We start from the raw sequence: 25,846 nt of genomic DNA, 5'->3' as shown, positions 1-25,846 counted from the left end.
TAATTACTAACAGTTGGAATAAACCATGGAAAATATCTTTGCAGCTATTCTTTTTGCGTTGCTCACTGCAGCAGGCACACTAGGTGTATCAAGTATTGGCATGTTCCTTTTTCATCGCAACCCAAACGACCGTGATGAAGAGCAACGTGAGCGTTTCGAGTACGGCTTCTTTGGTCTCGCAGGCCTCGTAGTTATGCTGTTGATGTGGTACGCACTGTAAGTTTACGTGTTTCTTTTCGTCGTCGATTAAATGGATTCTCAGATGTCAAAGTTCATGCAGGATAATTACGATCCAGCGCAAATTGAAAGCGCCGTCCAGCAACGTTGGGAACAGGACCAAGTGTTCCAAGTTACTGAGCAGCCGGGGCAAGAAAAATTCTACTGCCTGTCAATGTTCCCTTACCCAAGTGGTAAGCTGCACATGGGACACGTTCGCAACTACACCCTTGGTGACGTGGTCGCACGCTACCAGCGGATGCAAGGTAAGAACGTACTCCAACCTATGGGCTGGGACGCGTTCGGTCTCCCTGCTGAAAACGCTGCCATTCAGAACCAAACAGCGCCAGCAAAATGGACTTACCAAAATATCGACTACATGCGCACCCAGCTCAAATCCCTTGGTTTTGGCTACGACTGGTCGCGTGAATTGGCAACCTGCCAACCAGAATACTATCGCTGGGAGCAGTGGTTCTTCACTAAGCTCTACGAAAAAGGCTTAGTGTATAAGAAAAACGCGACCGTAAACTGGGACCCTATCGATCAAACGGTACTTGCCAACGAACAAGTTATTGATGGTCGCGGCTGGCGTTCAGGCGCCAAGGTAGAACAAAAAGAAATTCCTCAATGGTTTATCAAAATCACCGATTACGCTGACGAATTGTTAGCCGACCTTGACCAACTCGACGGTTGGCCTGAGCAGGTGAAAACCATGCAGCGCAATTGGATTGGTCGCTCAGAAGGGGTTGAGATCGACTTCACTGTGATCGATCACGACGACCCGCTGACCGTTTATACCACCCGCCCTGACACCCTATTCGGCGTGACCTACATGGGCGTTGCCGCGCAACACCCATTAGCGCAAGAAGCAGCAGCGAAAAATCCTGAACTTGCCGCCTTCATTGAAAGCATCAAAGCAACCAAAATGGCTGAAGCCGAGTTGGCGACTATTGAGAAGAAAGGTATGGCGACTGGCTTTTATGCCAAACACCCTCTTACCGGTGAAGCCATTCCAATTTGGGTCGCGAACTTTGTCTTGATGGATTACGGCTCCGGCGCCGTCATGGCAGTTCCAGCCCACGACCAACGCGACTGGGAATTTGCGACGGCTTATCAGCTACCGATTGTGCCAGTGATTGCACCTGCTGAAGGCGAGCATGACATTAACGTCGCTGCGATTACTGAGAAAGGCACCACCATTAATTCAGGTCAATTCACTGGACTAAGCAGTGATGATGCCTTCAACGCAATTGCAGATGCACTTGCCGAGCAAGGTATTGGCCGCCGCCAGGTAAACTACCGTTTACGTGATTGGGGCGTGTCGCGCCAGCGCTACTGGGGCGCACCTATCCCGATGCTTAACCTTGAAGATGGTAGCTCAGTACCAGTGCCTGAAGACCAACTACCGGTACGTTTGCCAGAAGATGTGGTGATGGATGGTACTCAGTCGCCAATCAAGGCTGACCCTGAGTGGCGTAAAACCACCTATAACGGTATGCCAGCAGAGCATGAAACCGATACTTTCGACACCTTTATGGAGTCGTCGTGGTACTACGCACGCTACTGTAGCGCGAACTTCGAAGACGGCATGCTCAATCCAGAACAAGCCAACTACTGGTTGCCTGTTGACCAGTACATCGGTGGTATCGAGCACGCTATTTTGCACCTGCTCTATTCACGTTTCTTCCATAAGTTATTGCGCGACACCGGTCTGGTCGATTCCGACGAACCCTTCAAGCGTTTGTTGACGCAAGGTATGGTCTTGGCAGATTGTTATTACCGTGAAGCAGCTGACGGCAAAATCACTTGGTACTCACCGCTTGACGTTGAGATCGTTGAGCGTGACAGCAAAGGCCGTATCGTTAAAGCGATCTTAACCACTGACGGTGAAGAAGTGAGCTACGGCGGTATGACCAAAATGTCGAAATCGAAAAATAACGGTATCGACCCGCAAGTCATGATTGATAAATACGGTGCTGACACCGTACGCTTGTTCATGATGTTTGCCGCGCCACCAGAAGCCACGCTGGAGTGGTCAGACTCTGGGGTTGAAGGTGCGCAACGCTTCCTCCGTCGTGTTTGGCGTTTGGTTGCCGATTATCAAGCGCAGGCAGACGCTGAACATAACGATGACTTTAGCCAATTGAACAGTGGCCAAGAAGACTTGCGTCGTGAAGTGCACCGTACCATCGAAAAAGTCAGCGATGATATGGGCCGTCGTCAACACTTCAATACCGCCATTGCGGCCATCATGGAGTTGTTGAACAAGCTGCAAAAAGCTTCGCTTGAGACCGCAGTTGACCGCGCCATTATGCGCGAAGCGCTTGATGCTATTACCCTTATGCTCGCGCCAGTTACACCGCACTTAAGTGAGGTGTTATGGCAAGCACTTGGCCATGACGACGACATTACTTTTGCGAAGTGGCCAGAAGTAGACCCGAATGCGTTGGTTGCCAGCAGTATTCTGGTGGTGGTCCAGGTTAACGGTAAGGTGCGTGGTAAAATCACCGTTGCTGCCGATGCGGATCAAGACAGCGTGTTGGCGATTGCAGCAGCGGACGAGAACGTGCAGCGCTTTATTGCTGACAAAACCATTCGTAAGCAAATTTACGTGCCAGGCAAATTGGTCAACATCGTTGCCAATTAAGCAGAGCTGTTGCGTTAAGGAGGCGCCATGCGACAACTGATTATCGGACTTTGTCTCTTATCATTAACAGCGTGTGGCTTCCAGTTGCGGGGTGACTATCAGTTGCCCCCAAGCTTACAACAAGTGGTCATCAGCGCACCGCAGTTCAGTGAGTTTGCTGAGCATGCGAAACAACGTTTTGAGCTGGCCGGCGCTGAAGTACTGTCTTCAGGAACAGGTCTTACCCAGCTTGAAATTCTTAACGATGATTTATCGCGGCGTACGTTAAGTCTCTCGGCCAGTGGCCAAGTGGCTGAGTATGAGCTGATTTACCACGTCAGTTATATCCTCATTCAAGCTTCAGGCGAGCGTCGTCCGATGCAACTCGAAGTCTTCCGTGATTACCAAGACGATCCAAACTTTGCCTTAGCAAAAACACGCGAACGCGAAGTGCTGGTCGCCGAAATGCGGGAGCAAGCCGCGCAGCGCTTGGTTCGTCAGGTCATTGCGACTCTCGGTGAATAGCCGTGATGCAACTCTCAGAGTTACCTACCCACCTACAACAACATGGCTTACCAGCCGTGTTGAGTATTTTTGGTGACACGCCCTTATTGCTGGACGATGCCCTGCAAATGGTCCGTCATCAAGCGCAACAACAAGGCATTGATGAACGCCTGCGACTGATTCAAGACAAGCAATTCGACTGGAGTCAGCTACAACAGCAAGCGGCCAATTTCGGCTTATTTTCAAGCGTGAAGCTGATTGAGTTGGAGTTGCCGGAAGGCAAGCCGGGCCGTGAAGGTAGTGATGCCCTAAAAAGCTATTGCGCAGATCTTCCCGACGACCAAGTGCTGGTGATTACCGGGCCTAAACTCAAACAAGAACAACTTAAAGGTAAATGGTTCCAACTGCTGCAGCAAGCCGGTCCGGTGATCCACGCGAACAGCCCTGAGCGTCGCCAGTTACCTGCCTTTATTATTGCTCGCGGCCAACGACATCAATTGACCCTCACCCCAGACGCAGCGCAGCTACTTGCGGACTGGTTTGAAGGGAATTTGCTGGCACTCGATCAAGAGTTACAAAAGTTGGCGTTGATGGCATTACCACAACCGATTTCACCCGATGTCATCATGTCAGCAGCGCAAGATCAAAGCCGCTTTAGTGTATTTGCCTTACAAGATGCCATAGTGAGCGGCGATTTGACCGGTGCGCTAAAAAGGTTACAACGGCTGCTCGAAGAGGAAACTGAAGTTGCGATCCTGAACTGGATGTTACAGCGCGAGGTGCAGAAGCTTGAGCGCCTGTTACAAGGCAACTTACGACCGCAAGACTACAAGAGTTTGGGTATTTGGCGGCAACAAGAAAGTAGTTACCAACAGTTTGCCAAACGAATTGGCGCAGCCAATCTTGCCCAACTCAACCAACTTTTAGTGCGCATGGAATATGCCTTCAAGCGTGACTCAGGTGAGCAACTCGCAACCCTGTACAGCCATGCCATCGTGCTACTTTGCGCCCCGCAACGCGCTCCTCAACTGACGTCATCATGCTTCGTGTAGTCTTTGGTGGTACCTTTGATCCCATCCATAAGGGGCATGTCCAAACCTCGCTAGCAGCCTTTGCCGAGCTCGGCGCTGAGATTATGCATGTCATGCCAAGCGCACTGCCGCCGCATCGTGACTACCCAGGCGCCACCGCCGAACAACGCTTAGCCATGGTCGATCTGGCCTATAGTGAGGTTACACAGGTGATTGCCGAAGACTGGGAACTACGCCGTGAAGGCCACTCCTATAGCCTACTTACGCTGCAAGAAATGCGTGAAACCTGGCCCAACGATAGTTTAGTTTTTTTACTTGGCAACGACGCCTTTGCCAACCTCGACAGTTGGTTTGGTTGGCAACAACTGCTGGACTACGCACACCTTGCGGTCATGCGTCGCCCCGCACAAACGACGCCCTGGACTGCGGCCGTACAAGGGTTGGTTGAAGCGCGGCAAACCACAGCGCTAACGGAACTGCATCAGCAGCGCAGTGGTGCAATCTATTTACTTGATACCCCCGATATCGCGATTTCCGCTACGGCCCTACGAGCAGCTTTGGCTACCGGACAATCATGGCGTGAGTGGGTGGCCCCTAAGGTGGCCGATTACATTGAAAAACACCATCTCTATGGCCAGTTATAACACTGCTTTTCGCCCATAATCATGCTACACTTCGCCGCTGTGTGGGCGCTTAGATGTCTACTCAAAGATGATGACTAATGGAGAATACTTCCTTTGCAAGCTGAACAATTACGCGACTTTGTGGTCGACAAACTAGAAGATTTAAAAGGTCGTGACATCAAAGTACTTGATGTGCACGAGCAAACTGATATCGCTGAATTTATGGTGATCTGTTCGGGGAGCTCTAAAACGCATGTGAAGAGCCTCGCCAACCATGTTGCCACCGAGGCGAAACATCACGGCATTCCACCGATTGGTGTCGAAGGTGACGAAGGCTCAGAATGGGTGTTGGTCGATTTAGGTGATGTGGTCGTCCACGTGATGCAAGAATCGATTCGCGACTTTTACGAACTTGAGAAACTCTGGGGACCGCGTTAATGCGCATCAAGCTGATTGCCGTTGGCCAAAAAATGCCCGACTGGGTCAGCACTGGATATGAAACCTTTGCCAAACGCTTGCCAGCAGACTGTCAGCTTGAGCTGATTGAGATCCCTGCTGGTAAACGTGGCAAAAATGCGGACATTGCGCGACTCACGAAACAAGAGGGTGAAGCCATGTTAGCGGCCGTCGGTAAAGGCAACCGCATCGTTACCCTTGAAGTTGAAGGTCGACCATGGACCACACCCAAACTTGCGCAGCGCTTGAGCGCTTGGCAAATGGATGGCCGTGACGTCAGTCTTTTGGTCGGCGGGCCTGAAGGTTTAGCCCCTGAGTGTTGTGCCGTGGCCGATGAGCGTTGGAGCTTATCTGCACTAACATTACCACACCCCTTGGTACGCGTGATTTTAGCTGAAGCGCTGTACCGAGCTTGGAGTGTTAACGCTAACCACCCTTACCATCGCGAATAAGTATGAAGAAACGCCGTAACAGGATCCGTGATCCTCACTTCGAGAATGCCTTATTTGGTCGCCGAGTGGTGGTCGCCCTGGTTATCGTTGTAGCGGTTTTTTTAGTCTTACTTGCCAATATGTATCAACTGCAAGTCAAGCAGTTTCAAACCTTTCAAACTCGTTCAAACGATAACCGTATCAAAGTAGTGCCGCTAGCGCCTAATCGCGGCTTGATCTACGATCGGAAAGGCCGCCTTCTTGCCGAAAACCGTCCGGTACTGAGTCTTGAGCTGGTTCCTGAACGCGTCGAAGATCTCGAGCAAACCATTGCCGAACTCACCGAACTGCTCGATATCAGTCCCGAAGCCCTTGAGCAGTTTGAACGCAACCGTCGCCGTGAACGGCGCTTCGAGCATGTCATTTTGCTCGACCAACTGAGCGAGCAGCAAGCGGCTACCTTTGCTGCCCGCCAGCATGAATTCCCAGGGGTTAATCTCGAAGCCCGACTCGTCCGGCACTACCCCTACGGAGATACCCTCACCCATGCGCTTGGCTATGTCGCCAAGATCAATCAACGTGATGCCGACCGTTTAAAAGAACAAGACTTAAGCGCAAACTATGCGGCAACACGAACCATCGGTAAGTTGGGGGTTGAAGGCTATTACGAAGAGCAATTGCACGGCACCGTGGGCTATCAGCAGGTCGAAGTAGATATTCATGGGCGCAATTTACGTACGCTCGAGATAGAACCTCCCATCCCAGGCCAAGATCTTGTTTTAGAAGTCGATATCGACTTACAACTCGAAGCCCAACGTATTCTCGGTGAGCAACGTGGCACTATTATCGTGATGCGCCCTGACGATGGCGCGTTATTGGCAATGGTGAGTCAGCCAAGTTACGACCCAAACTGGTTTGCGCAAGGCATTTCCGTGAAACAGTATCGTAGTTTGCTCGACTCACCGCACTCGCCACTACTGAATCGTGCAACACAAGGGGGTTACCCGCCGGCGTCGACCATCAAACCACAGATGGCCATCGTTGGCTTAGAAGAAGGTATCATCACCCCTGAAACCAAAATTTGGGACCCAGGTTGGTTTCAGATCAAGGGCGTCAATCACCGCTATCGTGATTGGTTGTCCTGGGGCCATGGCTGGGTCAACGTGAGCGATGCTATCATCGAAAGTTGCGATACCTTTTATTATGACCTCGCGCTCAAGCTCGGCATTGATACCATTTCTGAACATATGACCGAGTATGGTTTCGGTGAATTCACCGGTGTCGATATTGGTGAAGAATCTGCCGCAGTCATGCCAAGCCGCGGGTGGAAACGCGCGCGTTTCAATCAGCCTTGGTATGCCGGCGAGACCGTCTCCATTGGTATCGGGCAAAGTTACTGGACGGTAACCCCGATGCAGTTAGCGGTCGCCACCGCCATTATGGTCAACCGGGGTACCCATCCCGTTCCACGCTTTTTGAAAGCGATTCGCGATGCCGAAGTCGAACTGCCAGCGGTGGTTGAACAACGCGAGCCCGTGCAACTCAATAACCCGCAAAACTGGGAAATTGCCCTAAAGGCGATGGAAGATGTGGTGAGTGGTGTCAAAGGGACAGCGCGACGCGCATTTCGCAATACCAGCTACACATCTGGGGGCAAGACCGGTACCGCGCAAGTACGTAGTATTGGTCAAGATGAAGAGTACGATGCTGAGAAGATTGCCGAGCGTTATCGCGACAACGCGATGTATGTCGGTTATGCGCCAGCAGATAACCCAGAAATTGTGATTGTGATCACTGCTGAGAACGTTATCGGTGGTGGCAGCAGCATCGCTGCACCGATGGCGCGTGAGCTCCTCGATTATTACTTTGCCGCAAAGGAAGAGAACGACGATGCCCGCTGACACTCAATCTGATTCGTGGTTGCGCCGCATTCATTTGGATGCGCCTTTGTTACTCGCTCTCATTGCCATTTCGGTGGTAAGCCTGGTGACCGTGTATTCCGCCAGTGGCGAAAGCATGGCCATGATGGAGCGCCAAGCGATACGCGTGGGCGCGGCCTTCGCTGCCATGTTTATTATTGCGCAAATTCCACTGGAAACCATCCGCCGCTGGTCGCTACCGATATTTTCGGTAGGGATTGTCTTGCTACTCGCGGTCCTCTTGGTGGGCGAGTCGAGCAAAGGTGCGCAGCGCTGGTTGAATATTGGTGTCGCCACCATTCAGCCGTCAGAAATCATGAAACTCGCGGTACCTATGACCATTGCTTGGTTTATCGCCGAGCAAGGTCTTCCGCCGTCGATGGGGCGTCTTGCTGGAGCCTTTGTGCTGTTGCTGATCCCCGTGTTAATGATTGCCAAGCAACCCGACTTAGGCACCTCCTTACTGATTGCCAGCTCTGGTATTTTCGTGCTGTTCTTGGCTGGCATGTCGTGGAAACTGATTGGCTTTTTTGCCGTCGCCATCGGCTCGTTTACGCCGATTTTATGGATCTTTTTGATGCATGATTATCAACGACAACGCGTACTTACCTTCCTCAACCCTGAGCGTGACCCACTCGGTGCGGGGTACCAGATCATCCAATCCAAGATTGCGATTGGTTCGGGCGGCATTGAGGGCAAAGGTTGGTTACATGGCACCCAATCACAGCTGGAGTTTCTTCCTGAACGACACACCGACTTTATTTTTTCGGTGTTCAGTGAAGAGTTTGGCTTGGTCGGTGTCATCGGCCTGTTTCTGTTGTACGGATTTATCATTTTCCGCGGCATGATCATTGCCCTGCGCGCGCAACGGGTGTACCAAAAGCTCCTTGCTGGTAGCCTCACCCTGACCTTTTTTGTTTATGTTATGGTTAACGTCGGTATGGTCTCCGGCCTGCTCCCAGTGGTCGGCGTTCCGCTACCACTTATCTCGTACGGTGGTACCTCAATGGTGACATTGTTTGCAGGCTTTGGTTTACTGATGGGAATTGCAACCAACCGCCGCCTTGTCCACGCATAAGGCGCAATCGCAAAAAAGGATAGTGCGTTATGAAATGTATCGGTGCATCTCTGGCGTTAGCGCTGCTCTGTAGCAGCATGACCGCCCCAGCTTTGGCCAACACAGAAACCGCCGCGCTCAGCGCAGAGCAAACCGCCTTTATTGACGCTTTAGTCGAGCAACATCAACTCGACCGCACGCGCCTTCAGCAGTTGCTAAAAAGTGCTAAGGTCAATCAAGAGGTGCTCGAAGCAATTCAACGCCCTTGGGAGGCTAAGCCTTGGCACCAATATCACCCTATTTTCTTAACCGAAAAGCGGCTTGCTGCTGGCGTGGCATTTTGGCAAGAACATGAAGCGACGCTTGCCCGCGCTGAAGCGGAGTTTGGTGTGCCGGCGGAAGTGATTGTCGCCATTATTGGCGTCGAAACCTTTTACGGCACCTATCTTGGCAAGCACAATGTCCTCGACACGCTCTACACCTTGGGCTTCCACTACCCACCGCGAGCCACGTTTTTCCGCAAAGAGCTTGGTGAGTTTTTCCGTTTAACAGAAGAAGAAGGCCTACCGGCGACGGAACTGCAAGGTTCGTACGCTGGTGCAATGGGGTATGGTCAATTTATTTCATCATCGTATCGCCATTACGCCATCGACTTTGACAACGATGGGGTGCGTGACTTACTCACTAACCCAATTGATGCCATTGGCAGTGTCGCCAACTACTTTGCCAAGCACCGCTGGCAAGCCGGAGCTCCGGTTGCGGTGCAACTCAGTGCCACTGAAGCGAACGCGGCGCTCGCGAGTGAGGGCTTAAAATTGAACAGCACGGTAGCTGAACTCACGAAGCAAGGTCTGCAAGTACCGGCCAACGTGAGCCTAACGCCGGAGAGCAAAGCGAAAGTATTCGCCTTTGAGCTCGAGCAAGGTCATGACTATTGGCTTGGTTTGCAGAATTTTTACGTCATCACCCGTTACAATCACAGCCCACTTTATGCGATGGTTGTGCACCAATTTAGTCAGCAACTTGCGCGCACCAAACAAGGAACTTCTTCGCAATGATCCGTCTCGCTTCGTTGTTGCTTCTTATCCTTTTTTTAGGTGGCTGCAGTAGTAGCAGCCCCACTTCAAGTGGCCGCTATAGCCAAGAACACGACAGCATTCCAACGCGATTACCAAATGCTGATGAGTTGATTGAACCTATTCCTCGGAGTGAGCCTCCGAGCCCACAAGGCAATCGCACCTACTCACTGTTTGGCAAAACCTACGCCATCATTCCTGATGCGCGCGGTCACGTCGAAGAAGGCTACGCCTCATGGTATGGCGAAAAATTCCATGGTCACCTCACCTCCAACGGCGAAACCTATGATATGTACGCCATGAGCGCCGCGCATAAGACCTTGCCATTGCCAACCTATGTGCGTGTCACGAATCTCGCCAACAATCGCGCCGTGGTCGTTCGCGTCAATGACCGCGGTCCGTTTCATGGCAACCGCGTGCTCGACTTATCCTATGTTGCGGCGTACAAACTTGGCATGTTGCAAAAAGGTACCGCCAAAGTGCGCATAGAAGCCTTGCACCCTGACGCGAGTAATCAACAGTTGGCGGTAACAGCGCCACTTGCGGCGACCGAAGAAGCGCAGTTTTACATCCAAGTTGTGGCTGGCAGTAATGCAGATCGCCTCAATAGCGAAGCGGAAAAACTCGCGCAAACCTATGCGGTACCTGCAACTACCCAGACAAAAAGTGGTCTATATGCAGTGATGCTCGGGCCTTTTGCCGTCATGCAAACAGAAAAGTTACTGGAACAGCTTCGCGCCGATGGTTATCACGACGTTTTTCGGGTGCCGGTCACCCCATAAACGCTGCCATTGTGAAAGAGCTATGCTACCATTTCAGTCCGCTTGAATTTAAATGTAGAAAACGTAGAGACAATCAACCATGCAATCTGTAGTTAAACAGTTCACACGCACTGTCGCGGTGCTTGCCGGAGTGGTCACCTTGACCGCCAATGCCTCATCTATCATTCCACCAGCGCCACAAATTAACGCCAAGGGGTATATCCTGATGGATTACACCACGGGTTACGTGATCGCTGAAGGAAACGCCGACGAACAACTTGCCCCTGCAAGTTTAACCAAAATGATGACCAGTTATATTATCGGTCGTGAAATGAATGACGGCCGGATCACCCCGAATGACATGGTTACCGTCAGTGAGAACGCATGGGCAAAGAACTTCCCTGATTCATCGAAGATGTTTATTGAAGTGGGTAAACAAATCAGCGTCGCCGATTTGAACCGCGGCATCATCATTTCATCAGGAAACGATGCTTGTGTGGCGATGGCAGAACATATTGCTGGTAGTGAAAGTGCCTTTGCTGATCTGATGAACAACTACGCGGCTGAGCTAGGCATGACCAACTCTCACTTCCGCAACAGCCACGGCTTGCATGAAGACGACCAGTATACTTCGCCACGCGACATGGCGTTGTTAGGTAAAGCGCTGATCCGTGATGTACCGGACGAATACGCTATCTACAGCGAGAAAGAATTTACGTTTAACTCAATCAAGCAATACAACCGTAACTCACTGTTGTGGGATGCGAGCATGAATGTCGATGGGATTAAAACCGGTCACACCAGTGAAGCTGGCTATAGCTTAGTGTCATCAGCTGTTGAAGGCGATACCCGTTTCATCGCAGTCATCATGGGCGCAAGTAACGAACAAGCGCGAAAAGTTGAAAGCAAAAAGTTACTGAACTACGGCTTCCGTTATTACGAAACAGTACCTGCTTACAGTGCCGGTGACAAGTTTGTCGACCAACGCGTTTGGGGTGGTGAGCAAGATACCGTAGCGCTGGGCATTGCCCAAGACGCAGTGATCACACTACCACGCGGTCAACGTGAAAATCTGACCGCCAATATTGAACTTAATCAAGCACTCGAAGCACCTATTGCTAAAGGTGTTGAAGTAGGTACGGTGCGCATTCAATTGGAAGGTGAAACCATCGTTAGCTACCCATTGGTTACACTCAATGAAGTAGCTGAAGGCGGCATGTTCAAACAACTTACCGATTGGGTGATGCGTAAATTCGAAAGCGAATAATAGAGGGTAAGCCATGAGCGGTTTAGTCTATTTAAATGGCGACTGGATCGCCCCTGAAGCTGCTAAAGTCTCGGTCTTTGACCGAGGCTTTTTGTTTGCGGAAGGCATTTATGAAGTTGTTCCTGTTTACCACCGTCGGCCGTTTCTCGCCGAGCATCATCTTGCGCGACTCACGCGCTCCCTTGAAGCGATCGGCATCGAAGCGCCCGGCCAAGCATTTTGGTTGGCCTTAGTCGATGACCTCATCGCCAACAACCCAAGCATTGAAAGTGGCTTAGTTTATTTTCAGGTCACCCGTGGTGCCGAAAGCAAGCGCAATCACCTGCCACAAGGTCCAATGACACCAACCATCTTCGCCACCTTCACGCCAATGCAGTTGCACTGGGATACGCCAGCACCGGCTAAAGTGACGCTTTGTGACGATATTCGTTGGCTCCGCTGTGACATTAAGAGCGTCAGCCTGCTCGGCAACCAACTCCTCAAGCAAGAAGCTCAGCGTCGTGGTGCTATCGAGCCTCTGTTACATCGCGATGGGCGCATTACCGAAGGCGCGTCGAGTAATTATTTCGCCGTAAAACAAGGTGAAATCTACACAGCGCCAGCAGACCACTTGATTTTGGCAGGGATCACCCGCATGTGGGTGATTGAGCTCGCACAACGACTGGGCCTCAAAGTCAACGAGCAGCCCTTCCATGTCGCCGAACTTGGCGAACTGGACGAGCTGTTCTTAACTAGCTCGAGTCGCGAAGTGCAACCGATCGGTCAAATTGATGATATAATAGTGGCCGATGGTCGCTGTGGTAAGGTCACACAACAATTGATTGACGCCTTCCACGCTAGTAAACGCGAGCATATTGCTTAGGAGTTAAACATGCAAAAAACCCGTTTTGATGAACTGGTCGAATTTCCTTGTCACTTCACCTTCAAGGTGATGGGCGTGGCTAAGCCAGAACTTCCAGACGCGGTCGTCGCGGTCGCTCAAGCGCACGCGCCGGGCGATTATAGCCCGTCAGTCAAGCCAAGCAGTAAAGGCACCTATCATTCGGTTTCGATTCAAATCCGAGTGGAGAGTCAACAGCATATTGAAACCCTTTACCGCGCGTTAGCTGATCTCGAAGACGTCCGTTATGTCCTCTAAATTAATTGTGCGTCAATTAGGCCGACAGGCGTACGAGCCTGTCTGGCAAGCCATGCAACAATTTACCGATACGCGTGATGCCAACACCGCCGATGAGCTGTGGGTACTTGAACACGATCCGGTATTTACGCAAGGCCAGGCGGGTAAAGCTGAGCATATTCTTGCCCCAGGCGATATTCCCATTGTGAAAGTCGACCGTGGTGGTCAAGTCACCTATCACGGGCCAGGCCAATTGGTGGTCTACTTCTTGCTCGACCTCCGCCGACACAAGCTTGGCGTGCGTCAACTCGTCAATACCATTGAAGACACTATTGTCAGCCTCATGGCTGAGTATGGTGTCAGTGCTGCGGCGCGTCCAGATGCGCCCGGTGTTTACATTGATGGCGCGAAACTATGCTCCTTAGGATTACGCATTCGCCGTGGTTGCTCGTTCCATGGCCTCGCGCTTAATGTTGCGATGGATCTGGAGCCTTTCCTGCGGATTAACCCTTGTGGTTACGCCGGTATGCAAATGATCCAAACGACCGATTTAGGTGGCCCTCCCTCAGTCGCAGAGGCGGCGCAACGTGTTACCGCTATTTTTGCAGAGCGATTGGGTTACCAAGACATTCACGAACACACAGGATTTGACACGACTTATGTCCAAGCCAGTTAAAATTGAACCCGGTGTTAAATTACGCGACGCCGATAAAATGGCACTCATTCCGGTCAAAATCGTGCCGACCGAACGCGAACAAATGTTACGTAAACCCGAATGGTTGAAGGTCAAACTCCCCTCTTCGACCCAGCGGATTGATGAAATTAAACAAGCCATGCGCAAGCACGGTTTGCACTCGGTCTGTGAAGAAGCCTCTTGTCCAAACCTGGCTGAGTGCTTCAATCACGGTACCGCAACCTTCATGATCCTTGGGGCCATTTGTACCCGTCGTTGTCCGTTCTGTGACGTTGCTCATGGCCGCCCACTGGCGCCAGACCCGGAAGAAGCGGTAAAACTTGGCGCCACGATTCGTGACATGAAAGTGAAGTACGTGGTGGTAACCTCGGTAGACCGTGACGACTTGCGTGACGGCGGTGCTCAGCATTTTGCCGATTGTATTCGTGAAATCCGTGCGCAGAGCCCTGGCATCCAAGTTGAAGTCTTGGTTCCTGATTTCCGTGGCCGGATGGAGGTCGCACTGGACATCCTAACGGATGAAGCACCGGACGTGTTTAACCATAACTTGGAAACTGTGCCGCGCATGTATAAGGCCGCACGCCCAGGCGCTAACTACCAGTGGTCGCTTGATCTGCTTAAACGCTATAAAGAAGAACGTCCAGATGTGCGGACGAAATCAGGCCTCATGGTTGGTCTCGGTGAAGAAAATGACGAAATCCTTGAAGTGATGCGTGACCTGCGCGCCCACAACGTGGATATGCTGACCATTGGTCAATACTTACAGCCAAGTCGCCACCACTTGCCGGTCACCCGTTATGTCACCCCGGATGAGTTTGAAATGTTCCGCATTGAGGGCGAAAAGATGGGCTTTACCCACATCGCCAGTGGTCCTTTGGTACGTTCTTCATACCACGCTGACTTACAAGCGGCAGGTAAAGAAGTTAAGTAATCGACAAGGAGTTGCTGATGAGTCTATTGATTTGGTGTTTATTAATTGCAGGCCTGTTGCCCATTGCGGCAAAAGCGCCCGTCGTTTATTTCCAAAATCGTGATAACGGTTACGATAACCGTCATCCGCGCGCTCAGCAGCAACGCCTTACCGGTGCCGGCGCCCGTGCCGTTGCCGGTCATTACAATGCCTATGAAGCTTTTCCGTTATTTGCAGCAGCAGTATTAGTCGTCATTGCAACGGAGCAAGTAACGCTCCTAAATCAGTGGCTTGCGGTAAGTTTCATTGGGCTACGAATCGTCTTCCATACCTTGTACTTACTGAATTGGGACAAATTGCGTAGCCTGATTTGGTTTCTCGCGCTACTTTGCCCGATCATTATGATTGCGCAAACCGCCAGCGTTCTCTAATAGCTTCAGGTAGGCTTTCGGCCAGATAGTGACGTCATGGTATTCCATCGCTGTCATACGCGCTACAGGCTTCCAACTGTAGCGTCCTGGCACCTCATCACAGGTACGACTCGCAAATAAGCCAACCGCTGTCGCCTCTGTTGAGCCTAAGCGCCACCGCTCAGCACCAATGCTTTGCCCCAGAAGTTGCCAATCGCTCACTTGGTCCCGCCAAGGCAAGCGCTGCCAAAGTGCTTGTAACTCGGCGCTGCTCATTTCCAACACAGCGGTCGTCACCACGTTTAACGACGGGTGCCGATAACGTCCGTGACAAAAGGGTTGCGCCAGCTCAGCACTCATCCGATATTCATCCGCAAATCCTAACCAATGCCCCACTTCATGGGCAAATGCTGCAACAGACGTTGCGGTAGGCAGGACAATTTGCTGCGCCGACGCACTGCCAATCAACGCGTCGGTAAAAATTAGCTGACGCTGATGCAGTTCTCGCGGCAACACCGGCGGCTGGCAACGCTGACGACCACGTTCTCCTTGCGTAGTGCAGGCCAACGCGGTGGCATCATGGTAATAACGCAGTGAAAAACAGGGAACATAGGCGTGCAGCGGGTGTGCTTGCCACTTGCTTAACACCTCCAGCACTTGTGCGCGCTGTGGCAGCTGCTGCGGTAGCCACACCTGTACAGCTGCGTCGTTGCTGCACGTACTGACCTGTCCCCTTGGTGCGAACCAAGGCAACTCAGCCTGTGCAGGTTGCAACAGTGCAATGCTGAACAGAGCGGCACAGCCGCTAGTTTTGCTGATTCGCTTGCTGCTGGCTCCAATCCATTTCAAACCCGGCATAGCGATGCTCCAAAAACAAATGCACATTGGTGGCCATTGCGAGTCTAAAATAAACCGCTGCAGACTCCCACTCGCCCTTCAGCTGCTTCGCCTTGCCCAAATAAAAATAGGCTTCACACATACGTTCAGCCAGCGTTTCATCTTCAGCCAAGGCCGCCGTCGCGTAATTGCTTAGAAATTCCTGCTCGGTCATGGCACCAACATAAAGATCGGCGATGCCCCACGCCCACGCATCACTTTGCTGTGTTAAACGTGCCGTCGCCAAGGCTTGTTTGGCCTGCTTCGGGTTTACCTCAACCTGAACCAAATAGCGCCAAATGGCCCGATAAGGATCATTGGGGTCGTTCTGGTAAAAGATCTCTAAATCATCAAGCGCGAGGTCAAAGCGCTGATCATAATAGGCTGCCACACCTCGATTAAGATGGGCGTATGGATGGCCCGGCTCAAGCTCTAACGCAGCATCTAGCACTTCATAGGCATAATCGTACTGACCTGCTTGCGTGTAATGAATGCCTAAATAGTTGTAGGCATCGGCCAGTCGCGGTTGATAATCCAAAGCGTGATTGAAGTCGATACGCGCCAATACGTCGAGCCCTAAAGCGTCATGTAAACTACCGCGACGATAGAGAATTTGCCCCATCGCTTCGGCATTCAATTGGTCGCGATCGTTGGCGAGGATTTCATTCAGTTTGGCCAGCTCAAGTTGAAACCGACTGTCGGCCACTTGTGGGGTAGCCACCACCAAATTATTTAACACTGGCTCATTCGCACCTGGCGTAGTGCTACAGCCGAGCAGTAGCGCACCACTAGAGAGGAGCGTCGCCACTTGACGAAGATTCATACCACTTCCTTAACGCGTTCTTGTGGCTTCCATCATAGCGCACCTTACGACAAAAAAGAAAAGGGGCCGAAGCCCCTTTGCAAACAAAATTGTAAAGATTCGCGTCGGCGCTTATTCAGCGTCGCTTTGCTCTTCTGTCGCAGTGTCAGCGGCTTGTTCAGTTTCAGCTGGCTTCTCAGCAGCTTCTTTCATGCTCAAGCGCACACGGCCTTGACGGTCGATTTCAAGTACTTTCACCGGCACACTATCGCCAACTTTCAAGTACTCATTCACGTCGTTCACACGCTCTTCAGCGATTTGTGAAATGTGAACCAAACCATCTTTGCCTGGTAGGATTGTTACGAACGCACCGAAGTCAACGATACGTGCAACTTTACCTTGGTAGATACGGCCAACTTCAACATCAGCAGTCAACTCTTCAATACGGCTAATTGCAGCTTCAGCTGACGCTTGGTCAGTTGCAGCGATACGTACCGTACCATCGTCGTTGATTTCGATATTGGTGTTGGTGCTTTCCGTCAACTCACGAATTACCGCACCACCTTTACCGATCACGTCACGGATCTTGTCCGGGTTGATCTTCATGGTGTGGTAACGAGGTGCGAAGTCAGACAGCTCTTGACGCGCGCCAGAAATCGCTTCGTCCATCACGGTTAAGATATGCAAACGGGCAGCTTTCGCTTGCTCAAGTGCAGCTTCCATGATTTCACGGGTGATACCGTCAATCTTGATATCCATCTGTAGCGCGGTAACGCCATCTTTGCTACCCGCAACTTTAAAGTCCATGTCACCTAAGTGATCTTCATCACCAAGGATGTCCGAAAGTACAACATAGTTGTCGCCTTCTTTAACGAGACCCATTGCGATACCCGCAACCGAAGCTTTAATTGGCACACCAGCGTCCATCAATGCGAGTGACGTACCACATACAGATGCCATTGAGCTTGAGCCGTTTGATTCAGTGATTTCAGAAACCACACGTACGGTGTACGGGAATTCTTCTTGGCTTGGCATAACAGCTTGAACACCACGCTTCGCCAAACGACCGTGACCGATTTCACGACGCTTCGGTGAGCCAACCATACCGGTTTCACCCACACAGTATGGAGGGAAGTTATAGTGCAACATGAAGCGGTTATTACTTGAACCGATCAGGTCATCAATCATTTGCGCGTCACGTTCTGTACCTAGTGTCGCGGCAACCAATGCCTGTGTTTCACCACGGGTGAAGACGGCTGAACCGTGAACACGTGGCAACAAACCGGTAGCGATGTGCAATGGGCGCACCATATCTGGGTCACGACCATCAATACGCTTCTCACCAGCAATAATGCGGCTACGTACGATGTCACTCTCTAGCTCGTGGAACAGGTCGCCAATTTCTTTGGCATCAAGTTCTTCGTTTTCAGCGGTCAGCTTAGTGATGACTTCATCACGCAATTTGCCAACTTGCTCATAACGCGCAGTTTTTTCAGTAATACGGTACGCATCGCCAAGACCTGCTTCAGCAAGTGCTTTAATTTGGTCTTTCAGCGCAACATTTTTCTCTGGCGCTTGCCAGTCCCACTTCGGCTTGCCTGCTTCAGCAGCGAAGGCATTGATGTTTTCGATCACAGTTTGCATTTGCTCATGACCGTAAACTACCGCACCTAACATGGCATCTTCAGACAGCAATTGCGCTTCAGATTCAACCATCAATACCGCTTTATCAGTACCTGCAACCACCAAATCAAGCTTTGATTCAGCCAATTCGTCAGTGGTCGGGTTCAACACGTATTCATCGTTGATCACACCAACACGTGCAGCACCAATCGGGCCTGCAAACGGCACACCAGCGATGGTCAGTGCAGCAGAAGCACCAATCAAAGCAACGATGTCAGGGTTTACTTGTGGGTTCACAGAAACCACGGTCGCGATCACTTGGACTTCGTTTTTGAAGCCTTCTGGGAACAGTGGGCGGATCGGACGGTCGATCAAACGTGAGGTTAAGGTTTCGTTCTCAGATGGACGACCTTCACGTTTGAAAAAGCCACCAGGGATTTTACCAGCTGCGTAGGTACGCTCTTGATAGTTCACGGTAAGCGGGAAGAAATCTTGACCTTCTTTTGCTTCTTTTTTTGCCACGACAGTTACCAAAACTGCCGTATCATCCATACTTGCTAATACTGCGCCAGATGCCTGACGGGCCATCGCGCCCGTTTCCAATGTCACGGTATGGCGACCGTATTCAAACTGTTTAGTAATTGGATTCACGTTTATTTTCCTTCACTTTCTTCTTTTAAATTCAACATGCTATTTGCTATTTGTTGTGCGTTATCAATTCGCTTTAATAGCGCAGAACGAATAGCCAATAGCGATTTACAAGTAAAAAAGGGGCCAGTCGGCCCCTTTTTCGAACAGTGCTTAGCGACGCAAACCTAGTCGCTCAATCAAGCTAGCATAACGCTGCTGATTTTTACGCTTTAGGTAGTCCAACAATTTACGACGTTGGCTAACCATGCGCAACAGACCACGACGTGAGTGGTGATCTTTAGCGTGTTCTTTAAAGTGGCTTTGCAGTTCGTTAATGTTCGCAGTTAACAAAGCTACTTGAACTTCTGGAGAACCAGTGTCGTTTTCGCCTTGGCCGTATTCTTTAACGATTTCAGCTTTTTGTGCCGCAGTTAGTGACATAACATACTCCTAATTGTGAAAAATATCAGTGCCGATCACTAATTCAGCACCGATGAGATCGCCCCGTATTATACGGATTCACCTAGCGATTAGCAACGCAAAGGACACGCTTTGGCATAATTTTATCATCGCGCCAATAGCCAAGCCCCAGCAGTATCGATTCGCCTGCTGCACGTACCCGTACCACTTCAGTTTCAGGCCGCGCGTCACCAACCACCACACGTGCTGGGTTACCGGCACTAAAGCGGGCCGCATCCGCCGCTGCGATTTCGACCTCTGGAATTTGCCGGATCACCGCATCACAAGGTAACAACAACGCATCCAGTGCCGCATAGTCATCCTGTTCCGGATCACATTGTTCAGCTAAAGTAGCGAGTTCGTCCAGCGTCACCATGTCACCTTCAACACCTTCGATCCAGGTACGACGCAACGCTGCTACGTGTGCACCACAGCCTAAATATTGGCCCATATCGTCAATCAACGTACGAATATAGGTGCCTTTACTGCAGGTGACTTCAAGCGTTAGGGTGGTCTCTGTAAACCCAAGCAAAACAATCGAGTGAATCGTGATGGTACGTGACTTACGCGGAACCTCTATGCCTTGTCGCGCATAGTAGTACAACGGTCGACCTTCATATTTCAGCGCTGAATACATTGACGGTGACTGCTCTTGCGCACCTGTAAAAGCGGCAATCGCTGCGTCGATTTTCGCTGGCGTCAATGCCACATCGGCGGTGGCCACCACCTCGCCTTCTGCATCACTGGTGGTCGTCCGAACCCCCAATTGCGCCGTCACCTGATAGGTTTTATCGGCCTCTAAAGCAAAGTGTGAAAGTTTGGTAGCTTCGCCAAAACAGAGGGGTAAAACACCTGTTGCGAGCGGATCAAGTGCGCCAGTATGACCACCTTTTCGAGCATTAAAAAAACGCCGCACCTTTTGCAGTGCGGCGTTTGAGGTTAACTCGAGAGGCTTATCTAAGACAATCACACCGCTAATATCGCGGCCCGATTTACGTCGTCCCATTAATCGTCTCCCTGCTCGTCCTTATCGTGTTGGCTAGAACGTTGTTGGTCTTTCGCAATAGCTTCGTCGACCAGACGTGACATGCGAATACCTTCATTCAACGAGCCGTCATGGACAAAACGCAGTTCAGGCATAATGCGTGCACGCACACGTTTTCCCAATAACGAGCGAATAAATCCCGCGGCGTCGTTCAAGACTTTTAAGCCTTGCTTACGCTGCTCTGCGTCATCTTGCAAAAAGGTCACGAAAACTTTGGCGTAGGCCAAGTCGCGCGACACTTCAACGGCAGAAACAGTCACCATTGAGACCCGAGGGTCTTTGATTTCGCGTTGCAGTATCAGCGCGATTTCACGCTGATACTGTTGTCCTACACGATCGGTACGGCTGTAATCTTTTGCCATAAACCTTATAGACTCCGCTCAACTTGTACGGTTTCGAAGACCTCAATTTGGTCACCCACACGCACGTCGTTGTAGTTTTTCACGCCGATACCACATTCCATACCGTTGCGAACTTCTTGTACATCGTCTTTGAAGCGACGCAATGACTCAAGTTCACCTTCGTAAATCACTACGTTGTCACGTAGTACACGAATTGGTGCAGAACGCTTCACCACACCTTCGGTGACCATACAACCCGCGATGGCACCAAGTTTCGGTGATTTAAATACGTCACGTACTTCAGCCAAGCCAATGATTTGCTGCTTGAATTCAGGTGCAAGCATACCGCCCATCGCCTGTTTAACTTCATCAATCAAATCATAGATAACGCTGTAGTAACGTAAATCAACGCTTTCTTGTTCAATGACTTTCTTCGCTGAAGCATCCGCTCGAACGTTAAAGCCAACCACGATCGCATTTGAAGCATTCGCCAACGAGGCGTCTGTCTCGGTGATACCACCGACACCGCTACCAATAATGTTGACTTTCACTTCGTCGGTTGACAACTTCATCAACGACTCCGCAATCGCTTCCAAAGAACCTTGAACGTCTGATTTCAGAACGATGTTAAGTTCTTTTACGTCGCCTTCTTGCATGTTGGCAAACATGTTTTCCAGCTTCGCTTTCTGCTGCTTCGCAAGTTTCACTTCGCGGTATTTACCTTGACGGTAGTTAGCAACTTCACGCGCTTTACGCTCGTCTTTTACAACAGTCGCTTCATCACCAGCTTGCGGCACACCTGAAAGGCCTAGAATCTCCACCGGAATCGATGGGCCAGCTTCTTTCACGTCGCGGCCTAACTCGTCACGCATGGCACGAATACGGCCATATTCAAGACCACACAAAACGATGTCGCCCTGACGTAAGGTACCTTCTTGCACCAAAATCGATGCGACAGGACCACGGCCTTTGTCCAAGCGTGACTCAATCACGATACCGTGGGCCATACCCGCGGCAACAGCTTGTAAATCGAGAACCTCAGCTTGCAGCAGTACGGCTTCAAGTAATGAATCAATACCTTGACCTGTGTGCGCAGATACTGGCACAAACTGTACATCGCCGCCCCAATCTTCAGGGATAACGTCACGTTGCGCCAACTCGTTCTTCACGCGATCAGGATCCGCTTCCGGCTTATCCATTTTGTTGATCGCAACCACAATAGGTACACCCGCAGCTTTCGCGTGCTGGATGGCTTCGATGGTTTGTGGCATGACGCCATCATCCGAAGCAACCACCAAGATAACGATATCTGTCGCACCGGCACCACGTGCACGCATTGAGGTAAAGGCTGCGTGACCTGGAGTATCCAAGAAGGTAATCATGCCGTGACCAGTTTCAACGTGGTATGCACCAATGTGCTGGGTAATACCACCGGCCTCGCCAGAAGCAACCTTAGCTTTACGGATGTAATCCAACAATGACGTTTTACCGTGGTCAACGTGACCCATCACTGTAACGACTGGCGCACGCGGCTCTTTCGCCAAGGCTTCACCTTCGTTACGTTCCGCTAAAACTTCTTGCTCAAGTGCGTTGTCGCTAACCAATACGCACTTGTGACCCATCTCTTCAACCACGAGTGACGCGGTTTCTTGGTCAAGTACTTGGTTGATGGTGACCATCTCGCCCATTTTCATCATGGTTTTGATCACTTCACTTGCTTTCACCGCCATGCGGTTGGCAAGTTCACCAACAGTAATGGTTTCGCCGATTTTGATTTCACGTTCAACCGGAGATGCTGGCTTGGTAAAGGCTTGTTGGAGCGTTGAACGCTTCGAGCCCTTACGACGCTTCTCACGACGTGGTGTTTCATCACGCTCGTCATCTTTACTGCGACGCTTCTGCTTACGACGGTTACGACGTTCTTCATCAACGTCTTGCTCGTCTTCAGCTTGCTGCGCGTATTGCGAGGTGGTGAAGTGTACATCTTCTTTTTCGGCTTCTTTGCGCTTGGCTTCTTCTTCTTGCCAACGCGCTTCGTTTTCTTCTGCTAAGCGACGCGCTTCTTCAGCTTGGCGAGCTGCTTCTTCTTCTGCTTTTTTACGCGCTTCTTCTTCTTGCGCTTTACGCAGACGATCCGCTTCCGCTTTAGCTTCATCAGCTTTCTGACGCTCTTCAGGCGTCATCGCGGCACGCTTTTCAGCGTCAGCTTTCGCCTTCGCTTTCTCTTTTTCTTTGCGTGCAGCTTCTTGTTGCGCTTTTTCTTCAGCAGCTTTTTGTTCAGCCTTCGCTTTGGCTTCCGCCGCTGCTTTCGCCTCTTCTTCCTGACGTTTGGCTTCTGCTGCTAAACGTTCTTGCTCCGCTTTTTCTTGCTCAGCTTTTTGCTGCTCTTCAAGGGCAGAACGTTTCACATACGTACGCTTTTTACGTACTTCAACTTGCACAGATTTGTTACGACCAGCACTGCCACCACCGATGCTCAACGTACTTTTTTCTTTCCGTTGTAAGGTCATCTTGCTTGGCTCTTGCGGACCTTTACCGCCGTGCTGCTTATTTAAGTGAGCAAGCAGTGCTTGTTTTTCGTCTTCGGTAACGGTATCGCCAGCTGACTTCTTCATGCCAGCCTCGGCAAATTGCGTCACCAAACGATCAACTGTCGTACCTACATCATTAGCTAGTTTATCCAGCGTTACTTCTTCCATAGTCTGTCGTACCCCCGTTGATCTTATTCTTCACCACCGAACCAGCAAATATTACGCGCTTGCATAATCAATTCGCCTGCTCGTTGCTCACTTAATTCTTCGATTTCAGCAAGGTCATCAACACCTTGCTCGGCTAAGTCTTCCAAGGTCACAATGCCTTTGCTCGCCAATACATACGCCAAATGACGATCCAAGCCTTCAAGGCCTAATAAGGTTTCGTCTGGCTCTGCACTTTCCAATGATTCCTCATCGGCCAACGCTTTGGTTGTTAGTACCGCACGTGCACGATTGCGCAACTCTTCAACGATGTCTTCGTCCATACCTTCGATAGCAAGGAGTTCATCCATAGGTACGTACGCGATTTCTTCCAAGGTTGAGAAGCCTTCGTCAACCAACACGCCAGCAAAGTCGGCGTCGATATCCAAGTGTTTGGTAAACAAGTCCAACAAACGCTGTGATTCTGCTTCGTTCTTCTCGTTGAACTCATCGACCGACATGACATTCAACTGCCAACCGGTCAATTGACTCGCCAAACGCACGTTTTGGCCAGCTTTACCAATTGCCTGAGCGAGGTTGCCCTCTTCCACAGCGATGTCCATGGTATGCGCGTCTTCGTCAACAACGATTGAGGCAACTTCAGCAGGAGCCATCGCGTTGATGACAAACTGGGCTGGGTTATCATCCCACAAGACGATATCCACACGTTCGCCACCAAGCTCACCTGAAACGGCTTGCACACGTGCGCCACGCATACCCACACACGCACCAACTGGGTCGATACGACGATCGTTACTCTTCACTGCGATTTTAGCGCGTGAACCAGGGTCGCGTGCTGCGCCACGAATTTCGATCATCTCTTCGCCAATCTCTGGCACTTCGATGCGGAACAACTCAATCAAAAAGTCAGGATTGGTGCGGCTCATAAATAACTGTGCACCACGCGCTTCTGGACGTACGTCATACAGAAGACCACGCACGCGGTCGCCGACACGAACAGATTCACGTGGCAACATTTCTTCACGATAAATCATCGCTTCGGCGTTGTTGCCTAAATCCAATAACACGTGCTCACGGTTCGCACGTTTTACCGTACCGCTAATCAACTCACCGACTTGATCTTTATATTCGTCGACCACTTTCGCACGTTCAGCTTCACGTACTTTCTGTACGATCACCTGTTTCGCGGTTTGCGTCGTAATACGGTCAAATTCAATCGACTCAATTTGTTCTTCAACGTAGTCGCCTGCTTGCATGCTCTCGTCTTCATACTGAGCCGCTGCTAAGCTGATTTCACGATAAGGATGCTCAAGCGGTTGCTCACTATCATCAACCACGAGCCAACGACGGAAGGTATCGAAGTCACCGGTGGTACGGTCAATACTGACACGTACGTCGATGTCACCTTCGTACTTCTTCTTCGTCGCGTGCGCCAACGCAGACTCGAGAGCTTCAAAAATTTTGTCTTTCGACACGTCTTTTTCGTTCGAAACAGCTTCTGCTACTAATAAAATTTCTTTTGCCATTATCTTGCCTCGCCTGCGCAATCCTTAGTTAAACTGAGGGACTAAATGAGCTTTTTTGACGGCAGAATAGCTGACCTTCATTGGCTCGCCATCTACTTCAAATTCGACTTGAGTGCCATCAACTGCCTTGATAACACCTTTAAATTTACGTTTATTTTGCTGCGCCACGGTTAATTCAACCGCCGCAGTTTCGCCCAGGTAATCTTGCATTTGCGCCGCGCTGAAAAACGGACGTTCCATTCCTGGGGAAGAGACTTCCAAGTAGTACTCAGTGTTGATTGGATCTTCAACATCTAACAATGCACTTACTTGATGGCTCACGTCAGCACAATCATCGACGCTGATACCATTGGCGTGATCAATATACACGCGCAAGGTCGAATGCTTACCTGCGCGAACAAACTCAACGCCCCATAGCTCAAACCCTAAAGCCGATACCGCCGGCTCGAGAAGCGTCACTAAACGTTCTTCAATACGTGCCAAATTCTTGAACTCCTGAAACAAAAAAAGGGCGTAAACGCCCAGTGTTATGACTGCTAATGATGAGTTGTTGTGTTAACTCACTACCGCAGCAGAGGTCACATAGTAAAAAGCCCCGAACTGCTGCGGGGCTTTTAGAACACTGGACCCTTTGTTAAATGGTTGCGGGGGCAGGATTTGAACCTACGACCTTCGGGTTATGAGCCCGACGAGCTACCAGACTGCTCCACCCCGCGTCCGAAAACGTGTCCGTATTATAAGGATTTCCCG

General features: G+C 50.7%; 26 protein-coding genes and 1 tRNA gene. 17 read left to right on the top strand and 10 right to left on the bottom strand.

The window, feature by feature from the left end; all coding sequences use genetic code 11:
- The first annotated feature begins 25 nt into the window (after positions 1–25).
- The 17 genes from G535_RS0109695 to G535_RS0109615 all read left to right on the top strand — a co-directional run bounded on the left by G535_RS0109695 (position 26) and on the right by G535_RS0109615 (position 15,119).
- Complete coding sequence (locus G535_RS0109695) at positions 26–220, top strand: hypothetical protein (RefSeq protein ID WP_026861883.1); 195 nt, start codon at positions 26–28, stop codon at positions 218–220.
- A 54-nt stretch (positions 221–274) separates the two neighbouring features.
- Entirely contained in the window at positions 275–2,863 is a 2,589-nt protein-coding gene (gene leuS / locus G535_RS0109690; protein WP_026861882.1) for a leucine--tRNA ligase, read from the top strand.
- Positions 2,864–2,890: 27 nt separating this feature from the next.
- Positions 2,891–3,367 carry an LPS-assembly lipoprotein LptE gene (locus G535_RS0109685; RefSeq protein ID WP_026861881.1) on the top strand — a complete coding sequence of 159 codons (477 nt, stop codon included), beginning with the start codon at positions 2,891–2,893 and terminating at the stop codon, positions 3,365–3,367.
- A 5-nt stretch (positions 3,368–3,372) separates the two neighbouring features.
- The gene (gene holA / locus G535_RS13400; RefSeq protein ID WP_241970463.1) at positions 3,373–4,398 is read left to right on the top strand and encodes a DNA polymerase III subunit delta; all 1,026 of its coding nucleotides are present in this window, start codon (positions 3,373–3,375) and stop codon (positions 4,396–4,398) included.
- On the top strand, positions 4,386–5,021 hold the full coding sequence (gene nadD, locus G535_RS0109675; protein WP_026861880.1) for a nicotinate-nucleotide adenylyltransferase: 636 nt from the start codon (positions 4,386–4,388) through the stop codon (positions 5,019–5,021). Before holA ends, nadD begins: the two co-directional genes overlap by 13 nt.
- 93 nt (positions 5,022–5,114) lie before the next feature.
- The gene (rsfS, locus tag G535_RS0109670; protein ID WP_026861879.1) at positions 5,115–5,438 is read left to right on the top strand and encodes a ribosome silencing factor; all 324 of its coding nucleotides are present in this window, start codon (positions 5,115–5,117) and stop codon (positions 5,436–5,438) included.
- Positions 5,438–5,908, top strand: coding sequence for a 23S rRNA (pseudouridine(1915)-N(3))-methyltransferase RlmH (rlmH, locus tag G535_RS0109665; protein ID WP_026861878.1), 471 nt, complete (start codon positions 5,438–5,440; stop codon positions 5,906–5,908). Before rsfS ends, rlmH begins: the two co-directional genes overlap by 1 nt.
- 2 nt (positions 5,909–5,910) lie before the next feature.
- A complete protein-coding gene (mrdA, locus tag G535_RS0109660) occupies positions 5,911–7,788 on the top strand; it encodes a penicillin-binding protein 2 (RefSeq protein ID WP_026861877.1) in 1,878 nt (625 codons plus the stop codon).
- Positions 7,778–8,884: a rod shape-determining protein RodA gene (gene rodA, locus G535_RS0109655; RefSeq protein WP_026861876.1), complete on the top strand. Its 1,107-nt coding sequence runs from the start codon at positions 7,778–7,780 to the stop codon at positions 8,882–8,884. Before mrdA ends, rodA begins: the two co-directional genes overlap by 11 nt.
- Before the next feature lie 29 nt (positions 8,885–8,913).
- Positions 8,914–9,921 (top strand): lytic murein transglycosylase B, encoded by a 1,008-nt coding sequence (gene mltB / locus G535_RS0109650; RefSeq protein ID WP_026861875.1) that lies wholly within the window; start codon positions 8,914–8,916, stop codon positions 9,919–9,921.
- The gene (locus G535_RS0109645; RefSeq protein WP_026861874.1) at positions 9,918–10,721 is read left to right on the top strand and encodes a septal ring lytic transglycosylase RlpA family protein; all 804 of its coding nucleotides are present in this window, start codon (positions 9,918–9,920) and stop codon (positions 10,719–10,721) included. The genes mltB and G535_RS0109645 overlap by 4 nt, the downstream gene beginning before the upstream one ends.
- Positions 10,722–10,800: 79 nt before the next feature.
- Positions 10,801–11,967 carry a serine hydrolase gene (locus G535_RS0109640; RefSeq protein WP_026861873.1) on the top strand — a complete coding sequence of 389 codons (1,167 nt, stop codon included), beginning with the start codon at positions 10,801–10,803 and terminating at the stop codon, positions 11,965–11,967.
- Positions 11,968–11,980: 13 nt separating this feature from the next.
- Positions 11,981–12,829 carry an aminotransferase class IV gene (locus tag G535_RS0109635; protein ID WP_026861872.1) on the top strand — a complete coding sequence of 283 codons (849 nt, stop codon included), beginning with the start codon at positions 11,981–11,983 and terminating at the stop codon, positions 12,827–12,829.
- A gap of 9 nt (positions 12,830–12,838) precedes the next feature.
- Complete coding sequence (gene ybeD / locus G535_RS0109630; protein ID WP_026861871.1) at positions 12,839–13,105, top strand: DUF493 family protein YbeD; 267 nt, start codon at positions 12,839–12,841, stop codon at positions 13,103–13,105.
- A complete protein-coding gene (gene lipB, locus G535_RS0109625) occupies positions 13,095–13,760 on the top strand; it encodes a lipoyl(octanoyl) transferase LipB (protein ID WP_026861870.1) in 666 nt (221 codons plus the stop codon). The genes ybeD and lipB overlap by 11 nt, the downstream gene beginning before the upstream one ends.
- On the top strand, positions 13,744–14,709 hold the full coding sequence (lipA, locus tag G535_RS0109620; RefSeq protein WP_026861869.1) for a lipoyl synthase: 966 nt from the start codon (positions 13,744–13,746) through the stop codon (positions 14,707–14,709). Before lipB ends, lipA begins: the two co-directional genes overlap by 17 nt.
- 17 nt (positions 14,710–14,726) lie before the next feature.
- A complete protein-coding gene (locus G535_RS0109615; protein ID WP_026861868.1) occupies positions 14,727–15,119 on the top strand; it encodes an MAPEG family protein in 393 nt (130 codons plus the stop codon).
- On the opposite strand, the gene G535_RS13920 is transcribed toward G535_RS0109615, so the two are convergent.
- From G535_RS13920 to G535_RS0109565, 10 genes are all read right to left on the bottom strand, one after another.
- Entirely contained in the window at positions 15,072–15,956 is an 885-nt protein-coding gene (locus tag G535_RS13920) for a hypothetical protein (RefSeq protein WP_051207122.1), read from the bottom strand. The genes G535_RS0109615 and G535_RS13920 overlap by 48 nt on opposite strands.
- Entirely contained in the window at positions 15,904–16,797 is an 894-nt protein-coding gene (nlpI, locus tag G535_RS0109605; protein ID WP_026861867.1) for a lipoprotein NlpI, read from the bottom strand. The genes G535_RS13920 and nlpI overlap by 53 nt, the downstream gene beginning before the upstream one ends.
- Positions 16,798–16,908: 111 nt before the next feature.
- Complete coding sequence (pnp, locus tag G535_RS0109600) at positions 16,909–19,050, bottom strand: polyribonucleotide nucleotidyltransferase (protein WP_026861866.1); 2,142 nt, start codon at positions 19,048–19,050, stop codon at positions 16,909–16,911.
- A gap of 150 nt (positions 19,051–19,200) precedes the next feature.
- A complete protein-coding gene (gene rpsO, locus G535_RS0109595; protein ID WP_026861865.1) occupies positions 19,201–19,470 on the bottom strand; it encodes a 30S ribosomal protein S15 in 270 nt (89 codons plus the stop codon).
- Between the two features lie 82 nt (positions 19,471–19,552).
- Entirely contained in the window at positions 19,553–20,494 is a 942-nt protein-coding gene (gene truB, locus G535_RS0109590) for a tRNA pseudouridine(55) synthase TruB (protein WP_026861864.1), read from the bottom strand.
- Complete coding sequence (rbfA, locus tag G535_RS0109585) at positions 20,494–20,895, bottom strand: 30S ribosome-binding factor RbfA (protein ID WP_026861863.1); 402 nt, start codon at positions 20,893–20,895, stop codon at positions 20,494–20,496. Before rbfA ends, truB begins: the two co-directional genes overlap by 1 nt.
- Before the next feature lie 5 nt (positions 20,896–20,900).
- On the bottom strand, positions 20,901–23,573 hold the full coding sequence (gene infB / locus G535_RS0109580) for a translation initiation factor IF-2 (protein WP_026861862.1): 2,673 nt from the start codon (positions 23,571–23,573) through the stop codon (positions 20,901–20,903).
- A 23-nt stretch (positions 23,574–23,596) separates the two neighbouring features.
- Entirely contained in the window at positions 23,597–25,096 is a 1,500-nt protein-coding gene (gene nusA / locus G535_RS0109575) for a transcription termination factor NusA (RefSeq protein WP_026861861.1), read from the bottom strand.
- Positions 25,097–25,120: 24 nt separating this feature from the next.
- Positions 25,121–25,579 (bottom strand): ribosome maturation factor RimP, encoded by a 459-nt coding sequence (rimP, locus tag G535_RS0109570; protein ID WP_026861860.1) that lies wholly within the window; start codon positions 25,577–25,579, stop codon positions 25,121–25,123.
- A 156-nt stretch (positions 25,580–25,735) separates the two neighbouring features.
- A tRNA-Met gene (locus G535_RS0109565) sits at positions 25,736–25,812 on the bottom strand.
- Positions 25,813–25,846: the final 34 nt, after the last annotated feature.

Origin of the sequence: Pseudidiomarina sediminum DSM 21906 (assembly GCF_000423165.1) — a bacterium.
Lineage (GTDB): Bacteria > Pseudomonadota > Gammaproteobacteria > Enterobacterales > Alteromonadaceae > Pseudidiomarina > Pseudidiomarina sediminum.
Note: the sequence above shows the minus strand (reverse complement) of the source record. Positions and strands in the feature narration are given on the sequence as shown.